The following is a 20,937-nucleotide window of genomic DNA, read 5'->3' as shown; positions in this document are numbered from 1 at the left end:
AGAGCCGGGGCACAAGATCACCCAGGTAGCCACCTTCAATGACGACGCCCCCACGCATCGCCCTGATCCATGCCCTCAAGCACTCCATCGCTCCGATCGAAGCGGCGTTCGCAAAGGCGTGGCCGGCGGCGCGGCTGATGAACCTGCTGGACGACAGCCTGTCGGCGGATCTGGCCCGCGACGGCAAGCTCGACGATGCCATGACCGAGCGCTTCCTCGCGCTCGGCGACTATACCGCGGCAACCGGGGCGAGCGGGATCCTGTTCACCTGCTCTGCCTTCGGCCCCTGCATCGAGGCGGTCGCGCGCGCGCAGGCGCCGATGCCGGTGCTCAAGCCGAACGAAGCGATGATCGAGCGTACGGTGACGATGGGCAGGCGCATCGGCCTGCTCTCGACCTTCCCGCCGACCCTGGTCTCGATGCCGCCGGAGTTTCCGGCCTCGGTCCAGGTCGTTCCGAAACTCGCCGAGGGCGCGCTGGCGGCGCTCGACCGCGGCGATCGCGCCACGCACGATCGGCTGATCGTCGAAGCTTCGAGGGACCTGCGCGATTGCGACGTCATCGCGCTGGCGCAGTTCAGCATCGCCGCCACTGCTCCAGGGGTCGCGGAAGCCACCGGCCGTCCCGTCGTGACCACGCCCGACAGCGCGGTCGACAAGTTGATGAACATGCTGAAGGCGAAAGCCTAAGCGCCGGTCTTCTTCCGACGCCGCGCGTCCTTGATCGCCACGGCGAGGGCCGCCTTCGTTTCGTTGACGAAATCCTCGACCAGTTCCTCGCGCGTGGTCTGTGCAGCCTCGCCGGTGAACAGGCCCTGCTCGGCCAGCATCACCACGCCGTGCAGCGCCGCCCAGATCTTGAGAGCCTGCCGTTCGCGCAAATAGCCGACGGCAGGTACCTCGAGGGCCTCGATCACGAGCGCAAACGTTTCGCGCGTGGCCTCGTGCAGCTCGCTGCCCTTGGCCGCACACGACACGGTACGAGACGCGAACATCAGGCGATAGATACCGTTGCGGCGCAATCCGAAATCCAGCATGGCCTGCGCCAGCCGCGACAGCTTCGACTGCCTGGACGGTTTCGCCATCGCCGTCCGAAAGGTTGCGCTGAGCTGCCGGAACGCCTCCGCCGTCACCGCCGCAAGCAGCGCCTCGCGATCGGCAAAATGCCGGTACGGCGCCGGCTGCGAGACCCCGAGCTGCTTTGCCAGCGCCTTGATGCTGATCGCCTCGGCGCCGCCCCGCTCCGCCTCGCGTAGCGCGGCCTTGATCAGGGCGTCGCGGAGATCGCCATGATGATAGGTGTTTTCGGGCTTGCGGGCGAGTTGAGAGCGCATGTTGTGGCCAAGCCTACAAGTTTGCGCTTGACAGGGAAAGCCGGTCGCGAATGTAATAGTATATAACTTAAAGCCTGCGGCAGATGCCGCGGATAAAATCGACACGAGGAACGCGCCGCCCTCCCGGGCCACGCGCATACGACCAAGGATGCCGCCATGACAGAGCGATTGAGGGTTCACGTCGACCCCGACAAATGCCAGGGCCACGCACGCTGCAAGGCACTCGCGCCGGAACTTTTCGAGCTCGACGAATTCGGCAACGCACATGAAGCCGGCGACGGCACGGTCCCGCCCGGGCTCGAAGACAAGGCCTGGCTCGCCAAATCCAATTGCCCGGAAATCGCAATCGATGTGATCGAGGAGTAGCGCGGCCCCGCCGCTTGCGTCCTGTCAGCGACCACGAGCCAAGGATTTCCTGCCATGTCCGACGTCAGCCAGCCTGTCGCCCATCCGCCCGTCATCGACTGGGTCAACGACTTCGACCACACCGATCCGCAGTGGACGGAAGACCCGTTCCCGATCTGGGATGAGCTGCGCGCCGCAAGTCCGGTCGTGCACACCGAGCGCTTCCTCGGCTGCTACATGCCGACGACCTATGAGGCCGTGCGCGAGATCGCCAACGACACCGAGCATTTCTCCTCACGCCGTATCATCGTCCGCGACGTGCGGCCGGAGATCGCCAGGAACGCAGCCCCTCCGATCACCTCGGATCCGCCCGTGCACAAGCCGGCCAAGCAATTGCTGCTGCCGCCCTTCACGCCGGATGCGATGAAGAAGCTGGAACCGCGGATGCGCGCGATCTGCAACGAGCTGATCGACGGGTTCATCGCCGACGGCAAGGTCGACGCCGCCGCTCGCTATAGCAAATACGTCCCGGTTCGGGCGATCGCGCACATGCTGGGCATCCCCGAGAGCGACAGCGACCTCTTCATCAACTGGATCCACATGATCCTCGAGCTCGGCATCAGGGACGAGACCAAGCTGCTCCAGGCCGTGCAGGAGATGAGCGCCTATTTCAGGACGCATATCGAAGACCGCAAATCGAGGCCGACCGACGACCTCATCTCCTACCTGATGAACGCCAAGGACAAGGAAGGCCAGCCGCTGGAAGAGTCCCACGTGCTGGGCTCGCTGCGCCTGCTTCTGATCGCCGGCATCGACACCACCTGGAGCGCGATCGGATCTTCGCTATGGCATTTGGCGAGGGTGCCGGCCGATCGCGAGCGGCTGATCGCCGAGCCCGCATTGATCCCGACCGCGGTGGAGGAACTGCTGCGCGCTTATTCCCCGGTGACGATGGCCCGCGAGGTCGTCAAGGACACCACCATTTCGGGCTGCCCGGTCAAGGCGGGCAACATGGTGCTGCTGTCCTTCCCGGCCGCCAATCGCGATCCCAAGATGTTTCCGGATGCTGACAAAGTCGTGATCGATCGCCGCGAAAATCGCCACGCCGCCTTCGGCCTCGGCATCCACCGCTGCGTCGGTTCCAATCTCGCCCGCATGGAGATGCAGGTTGCGCTGGAGGAATGGCTGAAGCGCATTCCGGACTTCGCCCTCGATCCGGCAGGCACGGTGACCTGGTCGCAAGGCACGGTGCGTGGGCCTCGCCAGTTGCCATTTTTGCTCGGAAAGGCGATGTAAAGCCTTTCCAGACAGCGGAGAGGCCGGACGTGACAGAGCAAGCAACCCAACCGGCCTCTGACCACATCGACCTCGCCGATGCCAGGCGGCGGATCAAGGCGATCTTCATCGGTTCGATCGGCAATCTCGTCGAGTGGTATGATTTCTACGCTTACACGGCGTTCGCGCTCTATTTCGCGCCGGCTTTCTTCCCCGGCAACGACCCTGTCGTGCAGCAATTGAACGTCGCCGTCGTGTTCGCGGCGACCTTCCTGATGCGCCCCCTCGGCGGCTGGTTCTTCGGCTATCTTGCCGACCATTTCGGCCGGCGCATCTCGCTGACCCTCTCGGTCGTCTTCATGTGCTTCGGCTCGCTGATCATCGCGCTGACGCCGACCTATGCCACGATCGGCTTCGCCGCGCCGGTGATCCTGGCGCTTGCCCGCGTGATCGAGGGCCTCAGCCTCGGCGGCGAATATGGCGCCAGCGCCACCTATCTCAGCGAGGTCGCCGATCCCAGGCATCGCGGCTTCTATTCCAGCTTTCAGTACGTGACGCTGATCGGCGGCCAGCTCACCGCGATCATCGTGCTGCTGCTCCTGCAAAAGGTCTTCCTCACGCCGGAGGAGCTGAAAGCCTGGGGCTGGCGCATCCCGTTTGCGATCGGTGCGGCGCTCGCGATCTTTGCCGCGGTGATGCGGCGCGGCTTGCATGAAACCGAGGCGTTCGAGGAAGCCAAGAAGGTGGTGAAGCCCACCGGCTCGATCACCAATCTCCTGCGCTATCCGCGCGAGCTCCTGCTGGTCGTCGGCCTCACCGCCGGCGGCACCGCGGCGTTCTACACCTTCACCACCTACATGCAGACTTTCGTCAAGCTGTCGGTCGGCTTGACCGAGGACCAGACCACGCTGGTGATCTTCGGCACCCTGATCTTCGCGACCATCCTGCAGCCGATCTATGGCGCGATCTCCGACCGGATCGGGCGCAAGCCGCTTCTGATCTTCTTCGGCGTCGCCGGCACGCTTGCGACCGTTCCGCTGTTGATGACGCTGAAGGAGACCAAGTCACCCTTCGTCGCCTTCATCCTGATCTGCTGCGCCTGGCTGTTCGTCGCCGGCTATACCTCGATCAATGCGGTGGTGAAGGCCGAGCTGTTCCCGACCAATGTCCGCGCGCTCGGCGTCGGCCTGCCCTATGCGATCACGGTCTCGATCTTCGGTGGCACGGCGCCGGCGATCGCGCTCTACTTCAAGAGCATCGGGCACGAAGACTGGTTCTACTTCTATCTCAGCGCCATCATTTGCGTGTCGCTGATCATCTATTCCACCATGCGCGACACCAAGCACGCCTCCGCAATGCACCGCCACGAGTAGCCCATGTCCGTCGACAACGACCCGCCCGACAGCAAGCTGACCCGCACCAAGGAGAAATGGGCGCGCGAGGGCCGCTTCCTCACCGGCAAGATCACGCGTCCGGAGGAGCAGCGCCTGCCGCCGGGCCAGCACCTCACCAAGGATTGGCCGGTGCTCGACCTCGGCGTCGTGCCGCCGGTGTCGCGCGAGCGCTGGCGCCTCGACGTTTACGGCGCGGTCGAAACGCCGGTGTTCTGGACCTTTGCGGAGTTCGCGGCGCAGAAGCAGGCCCACTTCACCTCCGACATCCATTGCGTCACCACCTGGTCGCGCTATGACAACGAGTGGGAAGGGCTTGCCACGCGCGAGCTGCTGGCCGCCTGCCAGCCGCGCGAGGACGCGCGCTTCGTGACACTGCATTCCTACGACGGCTATACCACCAACCTCGCGCTGGAAGACTTCGCCGCGGAGGACGCGCTGCTCGCCCATAGCTGGTCCGGCCAGCCGCTGACGGACGAGCATGGCGGGCCGGTGCGGCTGGTCGTGCCGCATCTCTATTTCTGGAAGAGCGCGAAATGGCTCCAGGCCATCGAATTCCTGACCAAGGATGCGCCGGGCTTCTGGGAAGTCCGCGGCTATCATAACCGCGGCGATCCCTGGGCCGAGCAGCGCTATTCGAACGATTAGCATTCAAGCAAGAATCGGGGAAAGCCCATGCCGACGGAACGTTTTCAATTCACCGGCGAAGGCGGCCATCAGCTTGCGGCCGCGCTGGAATTGCCGGACGGCGAGCCCGCGGCCTACGCGCTGTTCGCGCATTGCTTCACCTGCGGCAAGGATACGCTTGCCGCCAAGCGCATCGCCGTTGCGCTCGCGGCCAAGGGCATCGCGGTGCTGCGCTTCGACTTCACCGGGCTCGGCTCCAGCGAGGGCGATTTTGCCAATTCGACATTTTCGTCCAACGTCGCCGATCTCGTCCGCGCTGCCGATCATCTGCGCAGCGTCCGCAAGGCGCCGTCGATCCTGATCGGGCACAGCCTCGGCGGCGCCGCGATCCTTGCGGCCGCTGGAAAGATTTCGGAAGCCAGGGCGGTCGTGACCATCGCGGCCCCCTCCGATCCCGCGCATGTGACCGGGCTGTTCAAAGAGCATCTCGACGACATCCGCGCGCAAGGCGAGGTCGAGGTCACGCTGGCGGGACGCCCATTCCGGATCAAGCGCGAATTCCTCGAGGACATCGCCGAGCACGAACTGATGAGGGATATCACCGGCCTGCACAAGGCGCTGCTGGTGATGCACTCGCCGGTCGACGACACCGTCGGGATCGACAATGCGACCAAAATCTTTGTGGCAGCGAAGCACCCCAAGAGTTTCGTCTCGCTCGACCACGCCGATCACCTGCTGAGCAGGCCGGCTGACGCGCTTTACGCGGCCGACGTGATCGCCGCCTGGGCCAGCCGCTACGTCGACACGGCAAAGCCCGCGAGAGTGATGGATCTCCCGGAGGAACCACGGAAGGTCGTGGTCCAGGAGACCCGCAAAAGCAAGTTCAACCAGACCATCACCGTCGGTCCGCATCATCTGGTGGCGGACGAGCCCGTTGCGGCCGGCGGCGCAGATGCCGGGCCCGGCCCGTATGACTTCCTGCTCGCTGGCCTCGGGGCCTGTACATCCATGACCATGCGCCTCTATGCCGACCGCAAGTCGCTGCCGCTCGACCGCGTCACAGTCACTTTGAAGCACTCCAAGATCTACGCAAAGGATTGCGCGGAGTGCGACACGCGCGAGGGCATGCTCGACCAGATCGAGCGCGACATCACCATCGACGGCGCGCTCGATGCCGAGCAACGCAGGAAGCTGATGGAGATCGCCGACAAGTGTCCGGTGCACCGCACGCTGACGTCGGAGATTCGTATCGTGACGAAGGCGGTGGGTTAACGCGCCAGGCTATTGTTTGAGTATGATCTTGTCGGAAAACCGCTGCGCACTTTTCCGGATCATGCTCTAGAAGCACGAGGCCATCGTCCGCACGGCGGCGCTGATCTCGCTCTCGCGCCACGCCGCAAAGCCGAGCAGCAGGCCGTGATCTCGCGGCCGTCCGAGCGTCAGGCTCGACAAGGCGCGCGTTTCGACCCCTGCCTCGACCAGTCGTTTGACTGCTGCCTGATCGGCGCGGCCGCGCTTGAGGCGCGCCACGAGCTGGATGCCGCCCGAGGGTACCTCGACCGTGAGCACCTCGCCGAGATAGCGCTGCAGCCCCTCGACGAGATGATCGCGCCGCGCGTGATAGAGCCGGCGCATCCGCCGCAGATGTGCGAGAAAATGCCCGTCCGCGATGAACTCGGCCAGCGCGTCCTGGACGGCGCTAGCGGCGATCAGCCCGATATGCCGCTGCACGATCTCCAGCGTAGAGACCAGCGCCGGCGGCGCGACGAGATAGCCGAGCCGGATGTCCGACGTCATCGCCTTGGAGAAGGTGCCGACATAGAACACGCGGCCGTGGGCGTCCAACCCCTGCAACGCCGGTACCGGCCGGCTGTCATAGTGGAATTCGCCGTCATAGTCGTCCTCCACGATCCAGGTCTTGCCGGGCCTGCTCAGCTTCAGAAACTCGGTGCGGCGGGCCAGTGACATCAGCCGCCCGGTCGGATGCTGGTGCGACGGCGTCATGAAGATCAGCGTTGGAGGCGCCAGGCCCGCCATCCGCTGCATCCCCTGTTCGTCCAGACCGATGCCAGTCACGCGCGCGCCGGAGGCACGAAAGGCGGCCGCAGCACCGGGATAGCCGGGATCCTCGACCCAGACATCGTCGCCGGGCGTGATGACGGCAGCCGCAATCAGGGTGAGCGCAGCCTGCGCGCTCGGCAGGATCAGGATCTGCTCCGCGTCGGCACGAACGCCTCTACCGGTCGCGAGGTAATGCGCCAGCGCCGCGCGCAAGCGCGGCCGGTTGACCGGACCGGGCTCGCGCCTGGTTGCCCCCACGGCGCTCCGACGCAGGCAGCGCCCCCAGATTTCGTTCGGAAACTCTCTCGCGTCGCCATGCCCCGGACGCAAGGGCTTTAGCGGCGCCAGATAAGACATCGGCCAGTCCGTCTGCTCGAGCTTTGAGGCCCAAGGGGAGAGCCGCGGCTTACCGGAGCGCGGGCGCGATGCCGCTGCCCCTGCCGCGTCCAACCGCCCAGCACCGTCGACGGTCACGACCGCGCGCCGCCCTTGCGACGCAGCCAGATACCCCTCCGCGGCGAGCTGCTCGAACGCGTAGGTGACGGTGTTGCGGGACACGCCGAGATCGCTCGCGAGCCGGCGGCTCGACGGCAGCTCATGGCCCTTACCAAGTCGACCACTCGCAATCAGGCTTCGGAGCTGCACCGTCAGCCGCGCCGTCAACCCCTCGTCGTCGGCGCGATCGAGGTCGATCAGGCCCGCGATCATGCCCTCGGACACTGGCCCCTCATTCTTCTCCAATCTGGCACTTTTTCAGGTGCCAAGCGGAATGCTATCCGCCGCACTGGACTGTTTCAAGGACCATCGAAATGAACACCCTGTCCCCTCGCGCCGCCGTCGGCCTGTTCCTCATCGTCGTGCTGGCCTGGGGCGTAAATTGGTCGGTGACGAAACAGCTCGTCCAGTTCCTTCCGCCGCTGTGGACATCGGCGATCCGGAGCTGGATCGCGCTGGCTGGCTTGTTCGTGATCCTGGGGCTCAGCAACAATCTGGTGATTCCGGAACGGCGCGACATTCCGGTGGTGCTCAGCGTCGCACTGCTGCACATGACAATCTTCTCGGTCCTGGTCGCGGCCGGCGTGCGCTTCCTGCCCGCGAGCAAGGCCATCGTGCTCGGCTACACCACGCCGCTCTGGGTCGCGATCGCCGCGCCCTTGCTCGGGAAGGACACGCTGACCGCGCCAAAAGTCGCCGGCGCCTTGCTCGGACTGGCCGGCCTTGCCGTGATCCTGAATCCCACCTCGATCGACTGGACCAATAGCAACGTCGTGATCGGCGCCGGCATGGTCATCCTGGCCGCGATCTCCTGGGCCGCGAACATCATCTACATCCGTGCGCACCGCTGGATCGCCTCACCGCTCCAGCTCCTGATCTGGCAAGTGCTCGTGGCGACGATCGTGCTGACGGGATCGGCGGTGGTCACGGACGGCCCGCCGCACGTCGAATGGTCGTGGCGGCTCGTCCTGCTGTTTCTGTACGCCGGCCTGATCGGGACGGCGCTGGCCTATTGGGCGATGTCGATGGTCAACAAGAGCATCTCGGCCTTGACGACGGCGCTCGGCACCACGGGAACGCCGCTCGTCGGCATTGCCAGCGCCGCCATCCTGCTCGGTGAGCCCGTCGATGTGAGTCTCGCCGTCGCGGCCGGGCTGATCGTCAGCGGCATCGGTCTTGCGACGCTAGGCGACCGGTTCCTGCGAAGTCAGGCTACGGCGAGAGGCTGAACCCGCAGCGCGCCGCGCAGGCCCGCCGCAGTCCCGAGCAGGATGCCGGCGATCGCGACGAACGAGCCCAGCGCGAGGGTCGAGACGCCCGTGAGCCCCTGCCCGATCGAGCAGCCGAACGCCATCACGCCGCCGATCCCCATCAGCGCAGCGCCGGTGCCCGAGCGCAGCATGTGGCGTGGCGATGAATAGCCTTCGAGCTTGAAGCGGCCGGTGGCGAGTGCCGTCATCAGGCTGCCGACGAAGACGCCGGCAACCGTCGCGATGCCGAAGTTGGGCGTCAGGCCGGTCGAGAGCATGGCGTATTGCAGGCTGTCGGCGATCGGCGCGATGAAGGTGAGCGAGGTCACCGGGACGGGATTGAAGTCGTCGGCACCGAGACAGCCGGTCACGTACCAGCCGCCGGCAACGAGGAGGCCCACGATGATGCCCGCGACGATCTGGCGGGGCGAACGGCGGAACGCCGGATGCGCGAAGGCAAACAGCATCAACGCGACGACGATCGTGACGGTTGCGAGCGCGCGCGAAAGCGCCTCCGTGAGACCGAGCGTCGCCAGCAAGGACGGCAGCGAATTCGCGTTGACCGTGGTTTGCGAAGCCTGGACCAGCGCGATGCGCGCCGGCGCGATCAGGCCCTTGAGCGTCATCTGCGCGGCGATGGCCAGCACGACCACGACGACGAAGGAGCGGAGATTGCCGCGGCCGAGCAGCACCAGCGCGCGCGAGCCGCAGCCGTTCGACAGCACCATGCCGTAACCGAACAGCATGCCGCCGATGAACAGCACCGGCACCGAGAACGACGGTTGCAGGTAGATCGTCTTGCCGAGATCAACCATTCCGTTGCCGGCGAGGAATTGGCTCGCGGCGATCGCGACCGCGATCGCCAGCGCATAGGTCCGCACCAGCCGCCCGTCGCCCTCGGCCAGCCAGCCGCGCATGCTGCTCATCAGGCAGAAGCCGCTGAGCAGGCCGACGGCGCCGTAGACGAGACCGATGCCGAGGCCGGCGAGGATGACGAGCAGGGAGGACGATTCCATGATTACGGCTTCATAATCACCCGGTCGCGCGAGGAGCCGGCGACGGCAACATAGGCCTCCTTGGCTCGATCGAGCGGATAGACGGCGCTCGCTTTGATCGGGAACGGCTTCAGTTGGCCGCCGGCAAAGCCCGGGCCGAGATCGCGCAGCACCGCGCCGGTCGCGGCCGAAGACAGGCCGAGCGTGTCAATGCCGACATAGGTGTGCTGGCCCCGATAGAATTCGAGGATGTTGAACTGCACGATGCGGTCGATCGCGGCAATCAGGATCTGGCGACCGCGCAAGGCGAGCGACTTGTGTGCCGCCTGGAAATAGGGATCGCCCACCGTATTGAAGACGATGTCGGCGCCTTTGCCGCCAGTCAATTCGCGCACGCGCGCGGCAACGTCGGTCGTGGAGGCATCGACCACCTCGATCGGCGCGTTGCTGTGGCCTTCGTAGGTTTCCGCCTTGCGCACCACGCCGATGACGCGCGCACCCTGCCACGTCGCGATCTGCACCGCAGCCTGACCGACCTTGCCGTTGACGCCGAACACCAGCACGGTCTCGCCGCTCTTCGGCACGCCGGCGCGGCGAAAACCTTCCATCGCGGTGACGAAGGGCACGCCGATGCCGGCGGCCTCCTCCCACGACACCGTCTTCGGCTTCTCGACGACCGCCTCGGCCTCGACCACGAGATGGCTGGCATGGGTGCCGTCGCGGCGGATCCCGAGATCGCCGGAAGAGCCGAACACCTCGCGGCCGGCGGTGCCGGCCGGCCCGTCGATGACGATGCCGGCATAATCGCGGCCCGGCGTGCGCGGGAACACGGCATAGGGCATCAGCCCGGTCGCGGCCTTGACGTCGGACGGATTGACGGCTGCGGCCTTCACCTCGATCAGGAGATCGTTCGGACCGCGCGTCAGCGTCTGACGCTCGACCACCGGCGCAAGCGCGGCGGCGTTCTCGGCTTTGGCATTGAGGCGCACGCAGCGCGCTTCGACGGTTTTGGCATCGGCTGGCGACATGAAAAGACCCGCGATTTCTCGCGGGCCTTGTCGCCTCTGGGACCGGTCAAGTCAATCCGCCAAGTCGATCCGCCATGTCAATCCGCCAAGTCGGTCCTTCCAGTCAGTCCTTGGGCCGCTTGTCGTAGAGCCGCTTGGCCTTGCCGAGCGAGCGCTCCAGCGTATCCGGCGCGACTACCCTCACCCTGGAGCTGATCCCGATCGTGTTCTTGATGTGGGTCGAGATCCGGTCGGCGTGGTCGACGAGGCCTCGTCCGTCCCAGCTTTCGGAGCGCGCCTCGGCGATGATGGTGAGCTCGTCCATGCGGCCTTCGCGGGTCAGCTCCAGGATGAAATGGCCGCCGCACCAATCGGTCGCGAGCAGCACCTCCTCGATCTGGGTCGGGAACAGATTGACACCGCGCAGGATGATCATGTCGTCCGAGCGTCCCGTGACCTTCTCCATGCGCCGCATGCCGGGGCGAGCGGTGCCGGGGAGAAGCCGCGTCAAATCGCGGGTGCGATAGCGGATCACCGGGAACGCTTCCTTGGTGAGCGAGGTGAAGACCAGCTCGCCCTTCTCACCGTCGGGCAGCACCGCGCCGGTCTCGGGGTCGATCACCTCGGGGTAGAAATGATCCTCCCAGATGTGCAGGCCGTCCTTGGTCTCGATGCATTCCTGCGCGACGCCTGGGCCGATCACCTCGGAGAGGCCATAGATGTCGGTCGCGTCCATGTCGAAGGCGTCCTCGATCTCGCCGCGCATCGCATTGGTCCAGGGCTCGGCACCGAAGATGCCGACCTTGAGCGAGCATTGGCGCGGATCGAGCCGCTGGCGCTTGAACTCGTCGAGGATCGCCAGCATGTAGCTCGGCGTCACCGTGATGATATCAGGGCGGAAATCATTGATGAGCTGCACCTGCCGCTCGGTCATGCCGCCTGAGATCGGCACCACGGTGCAGCCGAGCTTCTCGGCGCCGTAGTGCACCCCTAATCCACCGGTGAAGAGACCGTAGCCATAGGCATTGTGAATGATCATGCCGGTGCGGCCGCCGGCGGCGCGGATCGATCGCGCCATCACGTCCGACCATGTGTCGATATCGGCCTGCGTATAGCCGACCACGATCGGCTTGCCGGTCGTGCCGGAGGAGGCATGCACGCGCACTAGCTTTTCGCGCGGCACCGCGAACATGTTGAACGGATAATTGTCGCGTAGATCCGTCTTCACCGTGAACGGATATTTCGCAAGGTCGGACAGCTCGCGAAAGTCGGACGGATGCACGCCGGCTTCATCGAACGCCTTGCGATAATGTGCAACGTTGTCATAGGCGTGCTTGAGCGACCAGGCGAGCCGCTGCTTTTGCAGCGCCATGATCTCGTCGCGCGAGGCGCGTTCATGCGCGTCCATCTCGGCGCTATAGCCGCCGATTTCTTTCAACCTCGTCAAAGCCATCCTCGCTTCCCCACAACATTGATTTGTTCTTTCTTGGTTGGTTATTGCTCTTGTGTCGGCAGCCACGTGCCGGGAATGACGCGCGAGTGTCCGCGGAATTCCGCGATCACGGTGTCGCCTGCAGTGACGCGCACGTCATAGATGCCGGAGCGCCCGCCGCGCGTGATCTCGCGCGCCCTGGCAACGAGGCGATCGCCGAGCTTGCCGGGCTTGATGAAGGTGATCTGGCCCTGCGCGGCAACGACGCGGTCGTTGTGCGAGTTGCACGCAAAGGCGAAGGCGGAATCGGCGAGCGTGAAGATGAAGCCGCCATGGGCGATGCGCTGGCCGTTGACCATGTCCGGCCGCACCGTCATCGCCAGCGTCGCGAAGCCCGGACCGATCTCCACGATCTCCATGCCGAGTCCCTTGGAGGCATCGTCATCCGCCCACATTGCGTCGCCGCAGGCGCGGGCGACATCGTCAGGCGACACAGCGGCTTTGAGGTTCACGCGCCTCTCCCGGTCAAATGCTTGCACATGATGTTCTGCTGGTTGGCCAGGACTGTCAAATAATGCGACGCATTTGCAACGTCAGGCACTGATACGCCTCCTCAGACATGATCATAATCGACCACGACGCGCTCCGACGATGGCTTGGCCTGGCAGGTCAGGATGAAGCCCGCCTTCAGCTCCCACGGCTCCAGCGAATAGTTGATGTCCATCGGCGCTTCGCCTTCGACCAGCTTGGCACGGCAGGTCGAGCACATGCCGCCCTTGCAGGCGAAGGGCAGATCGACGCCGGCGCGCAGCGCGGCATCGAGGATCGCCTCGTCCTCGGCGACCGGCACGTCGCGCCGCTTGCCGTCGATGATCAGCGATGCGATCGCCTTCGGCGGCGCGTCGGGCGCAACCAGCTTCTTTGGCCTGGGCTTGCCGCCGAATTCGGAGACGAAACGCTCGACGTGGATACGGTCCTGCACGATGCCGAGCTCGCGGCACGTTGCCTCGATATCCTCGCTCATGCCAAGGGGACCGCAAACATAGACATGATCGACGCTTCCCGCCGGCACCAGCGAGCGCAGCAGCACCCTCACCTTGTCGCCGTCGAGCCGGCCATGCAGGATCGGGATGTCCTGCTCCTCGCCGGAGATGACGTGGAAGATCGAGAGGCGATCGATGAAGCGGTCCTTCAGCTCCTCGAGCGCTTCGAGGAACATGATGTTGTCGGTGCTGCGGTTGCCGTAGAATAGGAAGAAGCGGCTGCCCGGCTCGCGCGCGAGCACGCCCTTCACGATCGACAGGATCGGCGTGATGCCGGAGCCAGCAGCGAAGCCGACATGAACACGCGCGCTTTCTGCCGGCGGGACCACGCCGAAGCGGCCCGTCGGTGTCATCACGTCGAGCTCGTCGCCGCATTTGAGATCTTCGGCTGCCCAATTCGAAAACGCGCCGCCGTCGACCTTCTTCACGGCGATGCGGATCTCACCGTCGTCAGGGCCGGAACAGATCGAATAGGAGCGGCGCACCTCTTCTCCATCCAGCGTAGTGCGGAGCGTCAGGTACTGGCCGGGCGTGAAGGCGTAATCGCCGGCGAGTTCGCCCGGGATGGCGAAGGTCATGGAGATGGCGTCGGAAGCCTCGCGGCGGAGATCGTTGACGGCCAGGCGATGAAAGCGCGGTGCGGCTGCTGCTGACATGGTCAATGACACTTGAAGTAATCGAACGGTTCGCGGCAGGACTTGCAGCGCCACAGCGCCTTGCAGGAGGTCGAGCCAAATTCGGATAAAAGCTCGGTCTTGTCCGAGCCGCATTGCGGGCACGTGATGGTCTGCTCGCCGAACAGCGCGCGGCGCGAGTTCGAGGCTTGCGGCGGCGCAATACCATAGGCGCGCAGCTTCTCGCGTCCCTCCTCGCTCATCCAGTCGGTGGTCCAGGCGGGCGACAGCACCGTGCGCACCTTCGGACGGCTAAAGCCGGCGCGCTCCAGCGCCAGCTCGATCTCCAGCGCGATCATGTTCATCGCCGGACAGCCAGAATAGGTCGGCGTGATCGCGACCTCGACATGATCGCCGGCCAACGCAACCTCGCGGAGCACACCGAGATCGGCGATGGTCAAGACCGGGATCTCCGGATCGACCACGCTCGCCGCAGCGTCCCAGGCGCGCTGGCGCAGCTCGCTATCGCGCTCCAGCACGCTCACCATGTCTGCCCCGGGAAGGTGCGCTGCATCGATTGCAGCTCGGACAGGAGATGGCCGAGATGTTCGCTGTGCCGGCCCGTGCGGCCGCCCTGCTGCATCCAGTCGTTCTGCGGCAGCACCAAAGTGGCCTCGCTGACGACATCGGAAAGCGTCTGCAGCCAGCGACCGCGCAAGGTGCCGGGATCGGCGGCGAGACCGGCATGGATCAGGGCGCGTTCGGCCTCGTCGACGGCAAACATCTCGCCGGTGAAGGCCCAGAGGTGACCGACCGCGGCCTGCGCGCGTGCGTGGCTCTCGTCGGTGCCGTCGCCGAGCCGGATGATCCACTCCGAGGCGTGGCGCAGATGATAGGCACTCTCCTTCTCCGACTTGGCGGCGATCGCAGCCAGCGTCGCATCACGCGAGCTCATCATCGCGCGCCAGTAGAGGTCGGCGAACGCCGAATAGAAGAACTGCCGCACCAGGGTGTGCGCGAAATCGCCGTTGGGCTGCTCGACCAGCAGCAAATTGCGGTACTGCCTGACGTCGCGCAAGTAGGCGAGCTTGTCCTCGTCGTTATCCCTGCCTTCGACCTTGGCGGCGTAGCTGTAGAGCTCTCGCGCCTGGCCGATCAGGTCGAGCGCAATGTTGGAGAGCGCCATGTCCTCTTCCAGCATCGGCGCATGCCCGCACCATTCCGACAACCGATGGCCGAGGATCAGCGCATCGTCGGCGCGGCGCAGCGCGTAGAGCACCAAAGGCGTTTCGGAGACCTCGATGTTGGCGGTCGCCATCACATGTGCCCCACTTCCTCGGGCACCTCGTAGAACGTCGGATGCCGGTAGATCTTGGATTCCGCCGGCTCGAACATCATGCCCTTCTCGGCGGGATCGCTCGCGGTGATCGCGGTCGACGGCACCACCCAGATCGACAGGCCCTCGCCACGCCTTGTGTAGATGTCGCGAGCGGCCTGCAGGGCCATGGTGGCATCGCTCGCGTGCAGCGATCCCACATGCTTGTGCGCGAGCCCGTTGCGGCTGCGAATGAAGACTTCCCACAGCGGCGTGTTCGGCGTGGCCATATCGATCTCCCTATTCCGCGGCTTGCGCGGTCTGGCGCTGTGCGCGCTTGGCGGCATAGGCTGCGGCCGCCTCGCGCACCCAGGCGCCCTCTTCGTGGGCCTTGCGGCGCGCGGCCATGCGGTCGCGATTGCAAGGGCCGTTGCCGGCGAGCACCTGCTTGAACTCGGTCCAGTCGATCTCGCTGTAGCGCCAGTGCCCGTCGGCATCCTGAATCATGCCGGGATCGGGAACGGTGAGGCCGAGATATTGCGCCTGCGGCACGGTGGCATCGACGAATTTCTGGCGCAGCTCGTCATTGGAGAAGCGCTTGATCTTCCATTTCGTCGAAGTGTCACTGTGCTGGCTGGTCGCATCGGGCGGACCGAACATCATCAGCACCGGCCACCACCATCTGTTCAGCGCGTCCTGCGCCATCGCATTCTGCTCGTCCGAGCCGCGGCACAGCGTCAGCATGATCTCGTAACCCTGGCGCTGGTGGAACGATTCCTCCTTGCAGACCCGGATCATCGCGCGCGCATAGGGGCCGTAGGAGCAGCGGCACAGCGGGATCTGGTTCATGATCGCGGCGCCATCGACCAGCCAGCCGATGGTGCCGATGTCGGCCCATGTCAGCGTCGGATAGTTGAAGATCGAGGAATACTTCGCTTTGCCGGCGAGCATGGCGTCGACCAGCTCCTCGCGTGAGGTGCCGAGCGTCTCGGCAGCGGCGTAGAGATAGAGGCCGTGGCCGCACTCGTCCTGCACCTTGGCCAGCAGCGCGGCCTTGCGGCGCAGCGTCGGCGCGCGCGTGATCCAATTGCCTTCGGGCAGCATGCCGACGATTTCGGAATGGGCGTGCTGGGAAATCTGGCGGGTGAGCGTCTTGCGATAGGCCGCCGGCATCCAGTCGTTCGGCTCGATGCGCTCCTCGGCATCGATACGGGCCTGGAACCGCGCAGCCCTGCCGGCGTCCTCCAGACCGCGGTCGTCGGTCTCGGCCGTGTTCAGCGCCTGGGTATACATGCGCATCCTCCCGATTGATTGGGAGAGAATATATAACAAGAATTACTTCATGCAAGATATTTCTGTAACATAAATCTCAGGCGCCAAACCTCCGTTCCAGCAGCTTTCGCGCCGGCGGCAATGGCCCCTTTTCGTTGGTTCCATGATCATCGAGCCATTGCTCGGAGGGAGCGAGCAGCGCGCGATAGATATCGCCGCAGAGGTCACGGGCCGCCCTGCCCGGCCAGTCCGCCGGCAGTAATTCGCCCGGCAGCAAGGGATCACGCAGCACAACACGGCGATAATGGTGGATCAAGAGGATGCGCGCGGTGAAGGCGTCGGCCTCGGACAGATCCGTGCCGCGCGCGATTGCGGCGCGGAGCGGCTCGAACGTTTTCATGAATTTCAGATAAGCGTCCGCGGTGCGCTGCAGCGGCCAGCTCGCGCTGAGCAGACGGCGGCCGCTATCGTCTTCGGCGGAGACTTCCAGACGGATGGCGCCCGCGGCTTCGTCCGGCACCGGCACACCCGACGGCGCGACCCAGACGCCCGGCAGCGGACTGCCGAAGCCGGCGTTGCGAAGCGCCTCGCGGGAAACGTCACGGTCCTCGCCATTGCCGATCAGGAGCAGCTCGAAGCGTCCGGTCCAGTCCGACGGCGGCGGATCGTAGATGTGGCGCGTGGCAGCTTCAAACGTCTGGCGTCCTTTGTCGGCAAGCCGGTAGAAACTGTTGCGGCCGACCTTTTCGCGCGTCAGCCAGCCATCGGCGGCAAGGCGCGACATCGCGGTGCGGACGACGCCGCTGTCGATATCCAGGCGTTGGAAGAATTCCAGCAGCGTGCCCAGCCACACGGATCCGCCGCGCGGCACGATAGCATCGCCGAACACGGTGATGACGATGGAGCCGGTGCGCGACGGTTCACGCTTGAGCTGGTCGATGATGCGGGAAAGCGGATGCGCCATGCGGCAGGCATAGCGCGTTTGGTGCGGGCGCGACAATGGATGGAAGCGACAATGCCTCCACTCCTTCTCCCCGCTTGCGGGGCCGCGACGAGCTTCGCTCACGCTGAGAAGGTCGGGATGAGGGGGAGTCTCCGCGGAGTCGGTGAGAATTGGACTCGTGGAGAGTCACCCTCACCCGGAATTTGCTTTTCGCAATTGCGGCCTCTCCCCGCGAGCGGGGAGAGGCGAAGAAATCACCTGTGCGGGTCGGGATACACCACGCTGCGCCAGCCGCTGCGGTCGAACGGACGCCATTGGCCTTCCTTTTGTGCGAGGCGGTCGGCCACCGCATAGACCGCGGCCGGATGATGGCCCATGCCGCAATGGCTGCTCTCGATCTCAATGCTCTCGGTCTGCGCGCCCGATTTCTCCATGCAGCCTTGCCAGGCGCAGACGCCGTCGGTGCGGCTGAAGATGGCGGTGGTCGGCACCGGCGGCGGGACGGCAAGCTCGCCACCGAACTGCGGATCGACCTCGTCGGACTTCCGTCCGCTCGCCCATTCATAGACGCGCCAGGCGTTGGTGGAGCGGGGATTGCCGGCGAAGGGGCTGCCGAGCGTAATCACCTGACGCACACGCTCCGGCATCATCTTGGCGAGCTGGCGTGCATAGAGACCACCGAGGCTCCAGCCCACAAGACTGATCTTGCGGCTGTGATTGTCGCTGAGCTCCTGGACCAGATCGACCATCGCGTGCTGCACGCCATCGCGCAGGCCGTAATTGCGGCCTTGGCGCCACCCGCTCACCGCGTAGCCCTTGCCGGACAGGAAGGTGCGCAGCGCGCGCGTGGACGCGTCGGAGGCGACGAGGCCCGGCAGCACCAGCACCGGATGCCCATCGCCGCGCGGCGCGAGGCTCAGCAGCGGCAGCGCGCCGAGGAATGCGCCGAACTCGTGGATCGCGCGCCCTTCCAGAAACATCAGAGTACGGGACGGCGGACGCAGCGTCTGGGCAGTAGCGGTCATCAATGGTCCCCTGGAAGAATTGCTGAAAAGGTGGCCGGACGAGGCCGGCAAATGCATGGAGATTCCAACTCGCCGGCTTCTTGATCGTTCCGCAGCGCAACATGAATCAGCTAGGCGGCCGGTTCCCGGCATTCAAGCGGGAGAGATGCGGGGCGACAATAGGCCTGCGTGTGAATGCCACCGGCCGTGACGCAAAAGTCACAGCCATCTCAGCAGGGATTCTACGGAGTAGAGCGCGAGCCCGGCGAGGCCGCCGATCAGCGAGCCGTTGAAGCGGATGTATTGCAGGTCGCGCCCGATGTTGATTTCGATCAGCGAAATCAGCTGCGCCATATCCCACGCCTTGACCTGGTCGGAGATGAAGATCGAAACGCCGCTCTTCTGGTCGGCGACGAAGCTGCGCAACACCGTCACCAAGCCCTTGTTGATCTCGCCGCGCAGTTCGGCATCGCCCGCGAGCGCTTCGCCGGCCGCGACGAACATGCCGGCGAGATGATGCTGCAGCACCTGCGTCTCGCCGCTCGCGCTGCGCTCGATGAAGGAGCGCGTATTGGACCAGACGGTGCGGGCAAGATCCGCGAGCTCGGGCCGCGCCAAGAGATCGCGCTTCAAGCCGTCGATGCGGTCGATATAAGCCTGATCGGTGCCGAGCCGGTCGACGAAGCTCAGCACCATGCGGTCGAACTCGCCGCGGAACGGATGCTTGGGATCATTGCGCACCTCGTTGAAGAACGCGGTGGCGGACGCCACGATCTTGTTCACCAGAAACTTGTCGGCGCGATAGAGCCGGAGCAGGGTCGGCAACTCCGCGCGCACCTTCTCGCGGATCATCCCCATCGTCTCTTTCTGGTTCAGCGTCTCATGCATCACGTGCAGGAGATCGTCGAACAGGATCTGGTGGCGCCCTTCCGCCACGAAGCCGCGCAGCGTGCCGGCCGCGAGCGGCGCAAGGTCGACCGCCTGGAGCTGCGACGACATGCGGCGAATGATGAAGGTCATCAGGCCCGAGCTCTCCGTCGCAGAGACGGCCTCGGGCAACAGGCGTAGCGCAAAGCGCGCCAGATCGTCACTGCGCTTGCGATCACGCAGCCAGTCGGCGACGAAGGATCCGAAATCGATCTCCTTCAGCTTGGCCTCGACCGGGCCGGCCTCGAGGAAATGCACCTGGATGAACTCGCCGAGCTTGTCGGCGATGCGGGCCTGATTGCTCTGGATGATCGCGGTGTGCGGGATCGGCAGGCCGAGCGGCCGCTTGAACAGGGCAACCACGGCATACCAGTCGGCGAGCCCGCCGATGGTCGCGGCTTCCGCGAAGGCGGCGATGAAGCCGAAGACGGGATGCACGTTCAAGAAGATCTTGGCGACGATGAAGAGCCCAAGCGTGGACGCCAGCACCAGCGTCGCCAGCGCCTTGACGCGGCGCAGCTCGGCCGCACGTTCGGCATCGCCGGGAGTGTCGAAGGAAAAGGTGGTGGGCGGAGTCATGAGGGATACTTAGCGCGTCGGTCTCTTCGTGTCCCGGACAAGGCGCAACGCGCAGCGCTGCGACGCAGAGCCGGCAACTGTTATGTTGGCCTAGTGTACAGGTACGGCTTTCGATCGCGGATGATGGCGTTGAGGACCGTCAACAGCTTCCTGGCAACGGCAATGAGAGCGAGCTTGGCAGGTTTACCGGCCTGTCGCAGTCGAGCGTAGAAGGCCTTGAATGGATCGGCCCGGCGGACCGCATTGAGAGCGGCCATGTAGAGGGCATCGCGGACGCGCTTTCGGCCCCCGACGATCTTCCGCTTGCCGCGGTAAGCGCCGCTGTCGACGTTGAAGGGAGCCAGGCCGGCGAGCGCGGCCACCTGCTTCGGTCCCACTTTTCCGAGTTCCGGCATCTGCGCGATCAGCTGCATGCAGGTTACGGGGCCCACGCCGGGAAGTGACCGCATCAACTGCGCATCATCGGAGACCTCCGGCTCAGTCTTGATCAGTGCGCTAATATCGGCCTCGATTGCGGCGATCTCATTGTCGAGGACTTCAATGAGCCGACCGATGCGATCGGCCATGGCGCGGTCCTCGGCCTCGCTGCGCCTGTTCTTCTCCTGGGCACGCATGAGAACCAGTTGATCCCGCCGTTTTGCAAGCCCCGCCAGGGCATTGCGGGCAGGATTGGCAGCCTGCTCAGCGGCAGGCTGCATGGCCCGGGCAAAGCTCGCCAGCATCCGGGCATCGATCGGGTCGGTCTTGGCGAGCTGGCCGCTGGCGCGCGCAAAGTCCCGGGCCCGGGCCGGGTTGATCCGGGCAAAGCGGATGCCGGCCTGGCTGAGCGCCTCACGAAGCTCAAGGTCATAGACGCCCGTGGCTTCAAAGACGACCAGCACATCGCATCGCCAACGCGCCGCGATCTGTGTGATGGCCTGCGGCGCGTTGGCGATGCGCTCCGGCACGCCCAGGCTCTCATCGAAGATATCGAGATATCGTTTGGAGACGTCGATTCCGACGTAACGAGGGCGTATGATCATGGTGCCT

Annotated in this window: 22 protein-coding genes; 7 read left to right on the top strand and 15 right to left on the bottom strand. The window is 65.1% G+C overall.

All coding sequences use genetic code 11. The features are described from left to right. The first annotated feature begins 38 nt into the window (after positions 1-38). The gene (locus tag AC0WRY_RS11010) at positions 39-689 is read left to right on the top strand and encodes an aspartate/glutamate racemase family protein (RefSeq protein WP_491123090.1); all 651 of its coding nucleotides are present in this window, start codon (positions 39-41) and stop codon (positions 687-689) included. Here AC0WRY_RS11010 and AC0WRY_RS11005 read toward each other — a convergent pair. Beyond that, positions 686-1,333: a TetR/AcrR family transcriptional regulator gene (locus tag AC0WRY_RS11005; RefSeq protein WP_491123089.1), complete on the bottom strand. Its 648-nt coding sequence runs from the start codon at positions 1,331-1,333 to the stop codon at positions 686-688. The two genes, AC0WRY_RS11010 and AC0WRY_RS11005, sit on opposite strands and share 4 nt — an antisense overlap. Positions 1,334-1,489: 156 nt before the next feature. Between AC0WRY_RS11005 and AC0WRY_RS11000 the strand changes: the two genes are divergently transcribed. Genes AC0WRY_RS11000 through AC0WRY_RS10980 form a run of 5 tightly spaced genes read left to right on the top strand, consistent with a single transcriptional unit; the run spans position 1,490 to position 6,243 of the window. Next, positions 1,490-1,699 (top strand): ferredoxin, encoded by a 210-nt coding sequence (locus tag AC0WRY_RS11000; RefSeq protein ID WP_100181354.1) that lies wholly within the window; start codon positions 1,490-1,492, stop codon positions 1,697-1,699. Positions 1,700-1,753: 54 nt separating this feature from the next. Beyond that, a complete protein-coding gene (locus AC0WRY_RS10995) occupies positions 1,754-2,974 on the top strand; it encodes a cytochrome P450 (RefSeq protein ID WP_491123088.1) in 1,221 nt (406 codons plus the stop codon). A gap of 29 nt (positions 2,975-3,003) precedes the next feature. Then, positions 3,004-4,326, top strand: coding sequence for an MFS transporter (locus tag AC0WRY_RS10990; RefSeq protein WP_211417778.1), 1,323 nt, complete (start codon positions 3,004-3,006; stop codon positions 4,324-4,326). A 3-nt stretch (positions 4,327-4,329) separates the two neighbouring features. Beyond that, positions 4,330-4,992 carry a sulfite oxidase-like oxidoreductase gene (locus tag AC0WRY_RS10985; protein ID WP_491123087.1) on the top strand — a complete coding sequence of 221 codons (663 nt, stop codon included), beginning with the start codon at positions 4,330-4,332 and terminating at the stop codon, positions 4,990-4,992. Positions 4,993-5,019: 27 nt separating this feature from the next. After that, positions 5,020-6,243, top strand: coding sequence for a bifunctional alpha/beta hydrolase/OsmC family protein (locus AC0WRY_RS10980; RefSeq protein WP_194406995.1), 1,224 nt, complete (start codon positions 5,020-5,022; stop codon positions 6,241-6,243). Positions 6,244-6,309: 66 nt separating this feature from the next. Here the strand turns inward: AC0WRY_RS10980 and pdxR are convergent, their stop codons facing one another. After that, complete coding sequence (gene pdxR, locus AC0WRY_RS10975) at positions 6,310-7,740, bottom strand: MocR-like pyridoxine biosynthesis transcription factor PdxR (protein ID WP_491123460.1); 1,431 nt, start codon at positions 7,738-7,740, stop codon at positions 6,310-6,312. A 101-nt stretch (positions 7,741-7,841) separates the two neighbouring features. On the opposite strand from pdxR, the gene AC0WRY_RS10970 reads away from it, so the two are divergent. Further along, entirely contained in the window at positions 7,842-8,756 is a 915-nt protein-coding gene (locus AC0WRY_RS10970) for a DMT family transporter (protein WP_194406994.1), read from the top strand. On the opposite strand, the gene AC0WRY_RS10965 is transcribed toward AC0WRY_RS10970, so the two are convergent. The 13 genes from AC0WRY_RS10965 to AC0WRY_RS10905 form a co-directional block, all read right to left on the bottom strand. Further along, on the bottom strand, positions 8,735-9,793 hold the full coding sequence (locus AC0WRY_RS10965) for a YeeE/YedE family protein (RefSeq protein ID WP_491123086.1): 1,059 nt from the start codon (positions 9,791-9,793) through the stop codon (positions 8,735-8,737). The genes AC0WRY_RS10970 and AC0WRY_RS10965 overlap by 22 nt on opposite strands. A 2-nt stretch (positions 9,794-9,795) precedes the next feature. Next, positions 9,796-10,800 (bottom strand): quinone oxidoreductase family protein, encoded by a 1,005-nt coding sequence (locus AC0WRY_RS10960; protein ID WP_491123085.1) that lies wholly within the window; start codon positions 10,798-10,800, stop codon positions 9,796-9,798. Between the two features lie 103 nt (positions 10,801-10,903). Continuing rightward, entirely contained in the window at positions 10,904-12,232 is a 1,329-nt protein-coding gene (gene paaK, locus AC0WRY_RS10955; protein WP_491123084.1) for a phenylacetate--CoA ligase PaaK, read from the bottom strand. Between the two features lie 41 nt (positions 12,233-12,273). Next, positions 12,274-12,723: a hydroxyphenylacetyl-CoA thioesterase PaaI gene (gene paaI / locus AC0WRY_RS10950; RefSeq protein WP_491123083.1), complete on the bottom strand. Its 450-nt coding sequence runs from the start codon at positions 12,721-12,723 to the stop codon at positions 12,274-12,276. 101 nt (positions 12,724-12,824) lie between these two features. Then, positions 12,825-13,910, bottom strand: a complete 1,086-nt coding sequence (gene paaE / locus AC0WRY_RS10945; RefSeq protein ID WP_491123082.1) for a 1,2-phenylacetyl-CoA epoxidase subunit PaaE — start codon at positions 13,908-13,910, stop codon at positions 12,825-12,827. A gap of 2 nt (positions 13,911-13,912) precedes the next feature. Further along, positions 13,913-14,416, bottom strand: a complete 504-nt coding sequence (paaD, locus tag AC0WRY_RS10940) for a 1,2-phenylacetyl-CoA epoxidase subunit PaaD (RefSeq protein WP_491123081.1) — start codon at positions 14,414-14,416, stop codon at positions 13,913-13,915. After that, positions 14,410-15,186: a 1,2-phenylacetyl-CoA epoxidase subunit PaaC gene (gene paaC, locus AC0WRY_RS10935; RefSeq protein WP_491123080.1), complete on the bottom strand. Its 777-nt coding sequence runs from the start codon at positions 15,184-15,186 to the stop codon at positions 14,410-14,412. The genes paaD and paaC overlap by 7 nt, the downstream gene beginning before the upstream one ends. Further along, entirely contained in the window at positions 15,186-15,473 is a 288-nt protein-coding gene (gene paaB / locus AC0WRY_RS10930) for a 1,2-phenylacetyl-CoA epoxidase subunit PaaB (protein ID WP_008136594.1), read from the bottom strand. The genes paaC and paaB overlap by 1 nt, the downstream gene beginning before the upstream one ends. 10 nt (positions 15,474-15,483) lie before the next feature. Continuing rightward, the gene (gene paaA, locus AC0WRY_RS10925) at positions 15,484-16,476 is read right to left on the bottom strand and encodes a 1,2-phenylacetyl-CoA epoxidase subunit PaaA (protein ID WP_491123079.1); all 993 of its coding nucleotides are present in this window, start codon (positions 16,474-16,476) and stop codon (positions 15,484-15,486) included. A 76-nt stretch (positions 16,477-16,552) separates the two neighbouring features. Then, on the bottom strand, positions 16,553-17,419 hold the full coding sequence (paaX, locus tag AC0WRY_RS10920; RefSeq protein WP_194406985.1) for a phenylacetic acid degradation operon negative regulatory protein PaaX: 867 nt from the start codon (positions 17,417-17,419) through the stop codon (positions 16,553-16,555). A gap of 233 nt (positions 17,420-17,652) precedes the next feature. Continuing rightward, positions 17,653-18,423: a lipase family alpha/beta hydrolase gene (locus AC0WRY_RS10915; RefSeq protein WP_194406984.1), complete on the bottom strand. Its 771-nt coding sequence runs from the start codon at positions 18,421-18,423 to the stop codon at positions 17,653-17,655. Between the two features lie 198 nt (positions 18,424-18,621). Then, positions 18,622-19,908, bottom strand: a complete 1,287-nt coding sequence (locus AC0WRY_RS10910; RefSeq protein ID WP_491123078.1) for a DUF445 domain-containing protein — start codon at positions 19,906-19,908, stop codon at positions 18,622-18,624. 80 nt (positions 19,909-19,988) lie between these two features. Next, positions 19,989-20,930: an IS110 family RNA-guided transposase gene (locus AC0WRY_RS10905; RefSeq protein WP_194404488.1), complete on the bottom strand. Its 942-nt coding sequence runs from the start codon at positions 20,928-20,930 to the stop codon at positions 19,989-19,991. Between the last annotated feature and the right edge of the window lie 7 nt (positions 20,931-20,937).

It is taken from the genome of Bradyrhizobium sp. T-12 (genome assembly GCF_058314695.1).
This window is presented reverse-complemented; position numbering and strand designations above follow the sequence as displayed.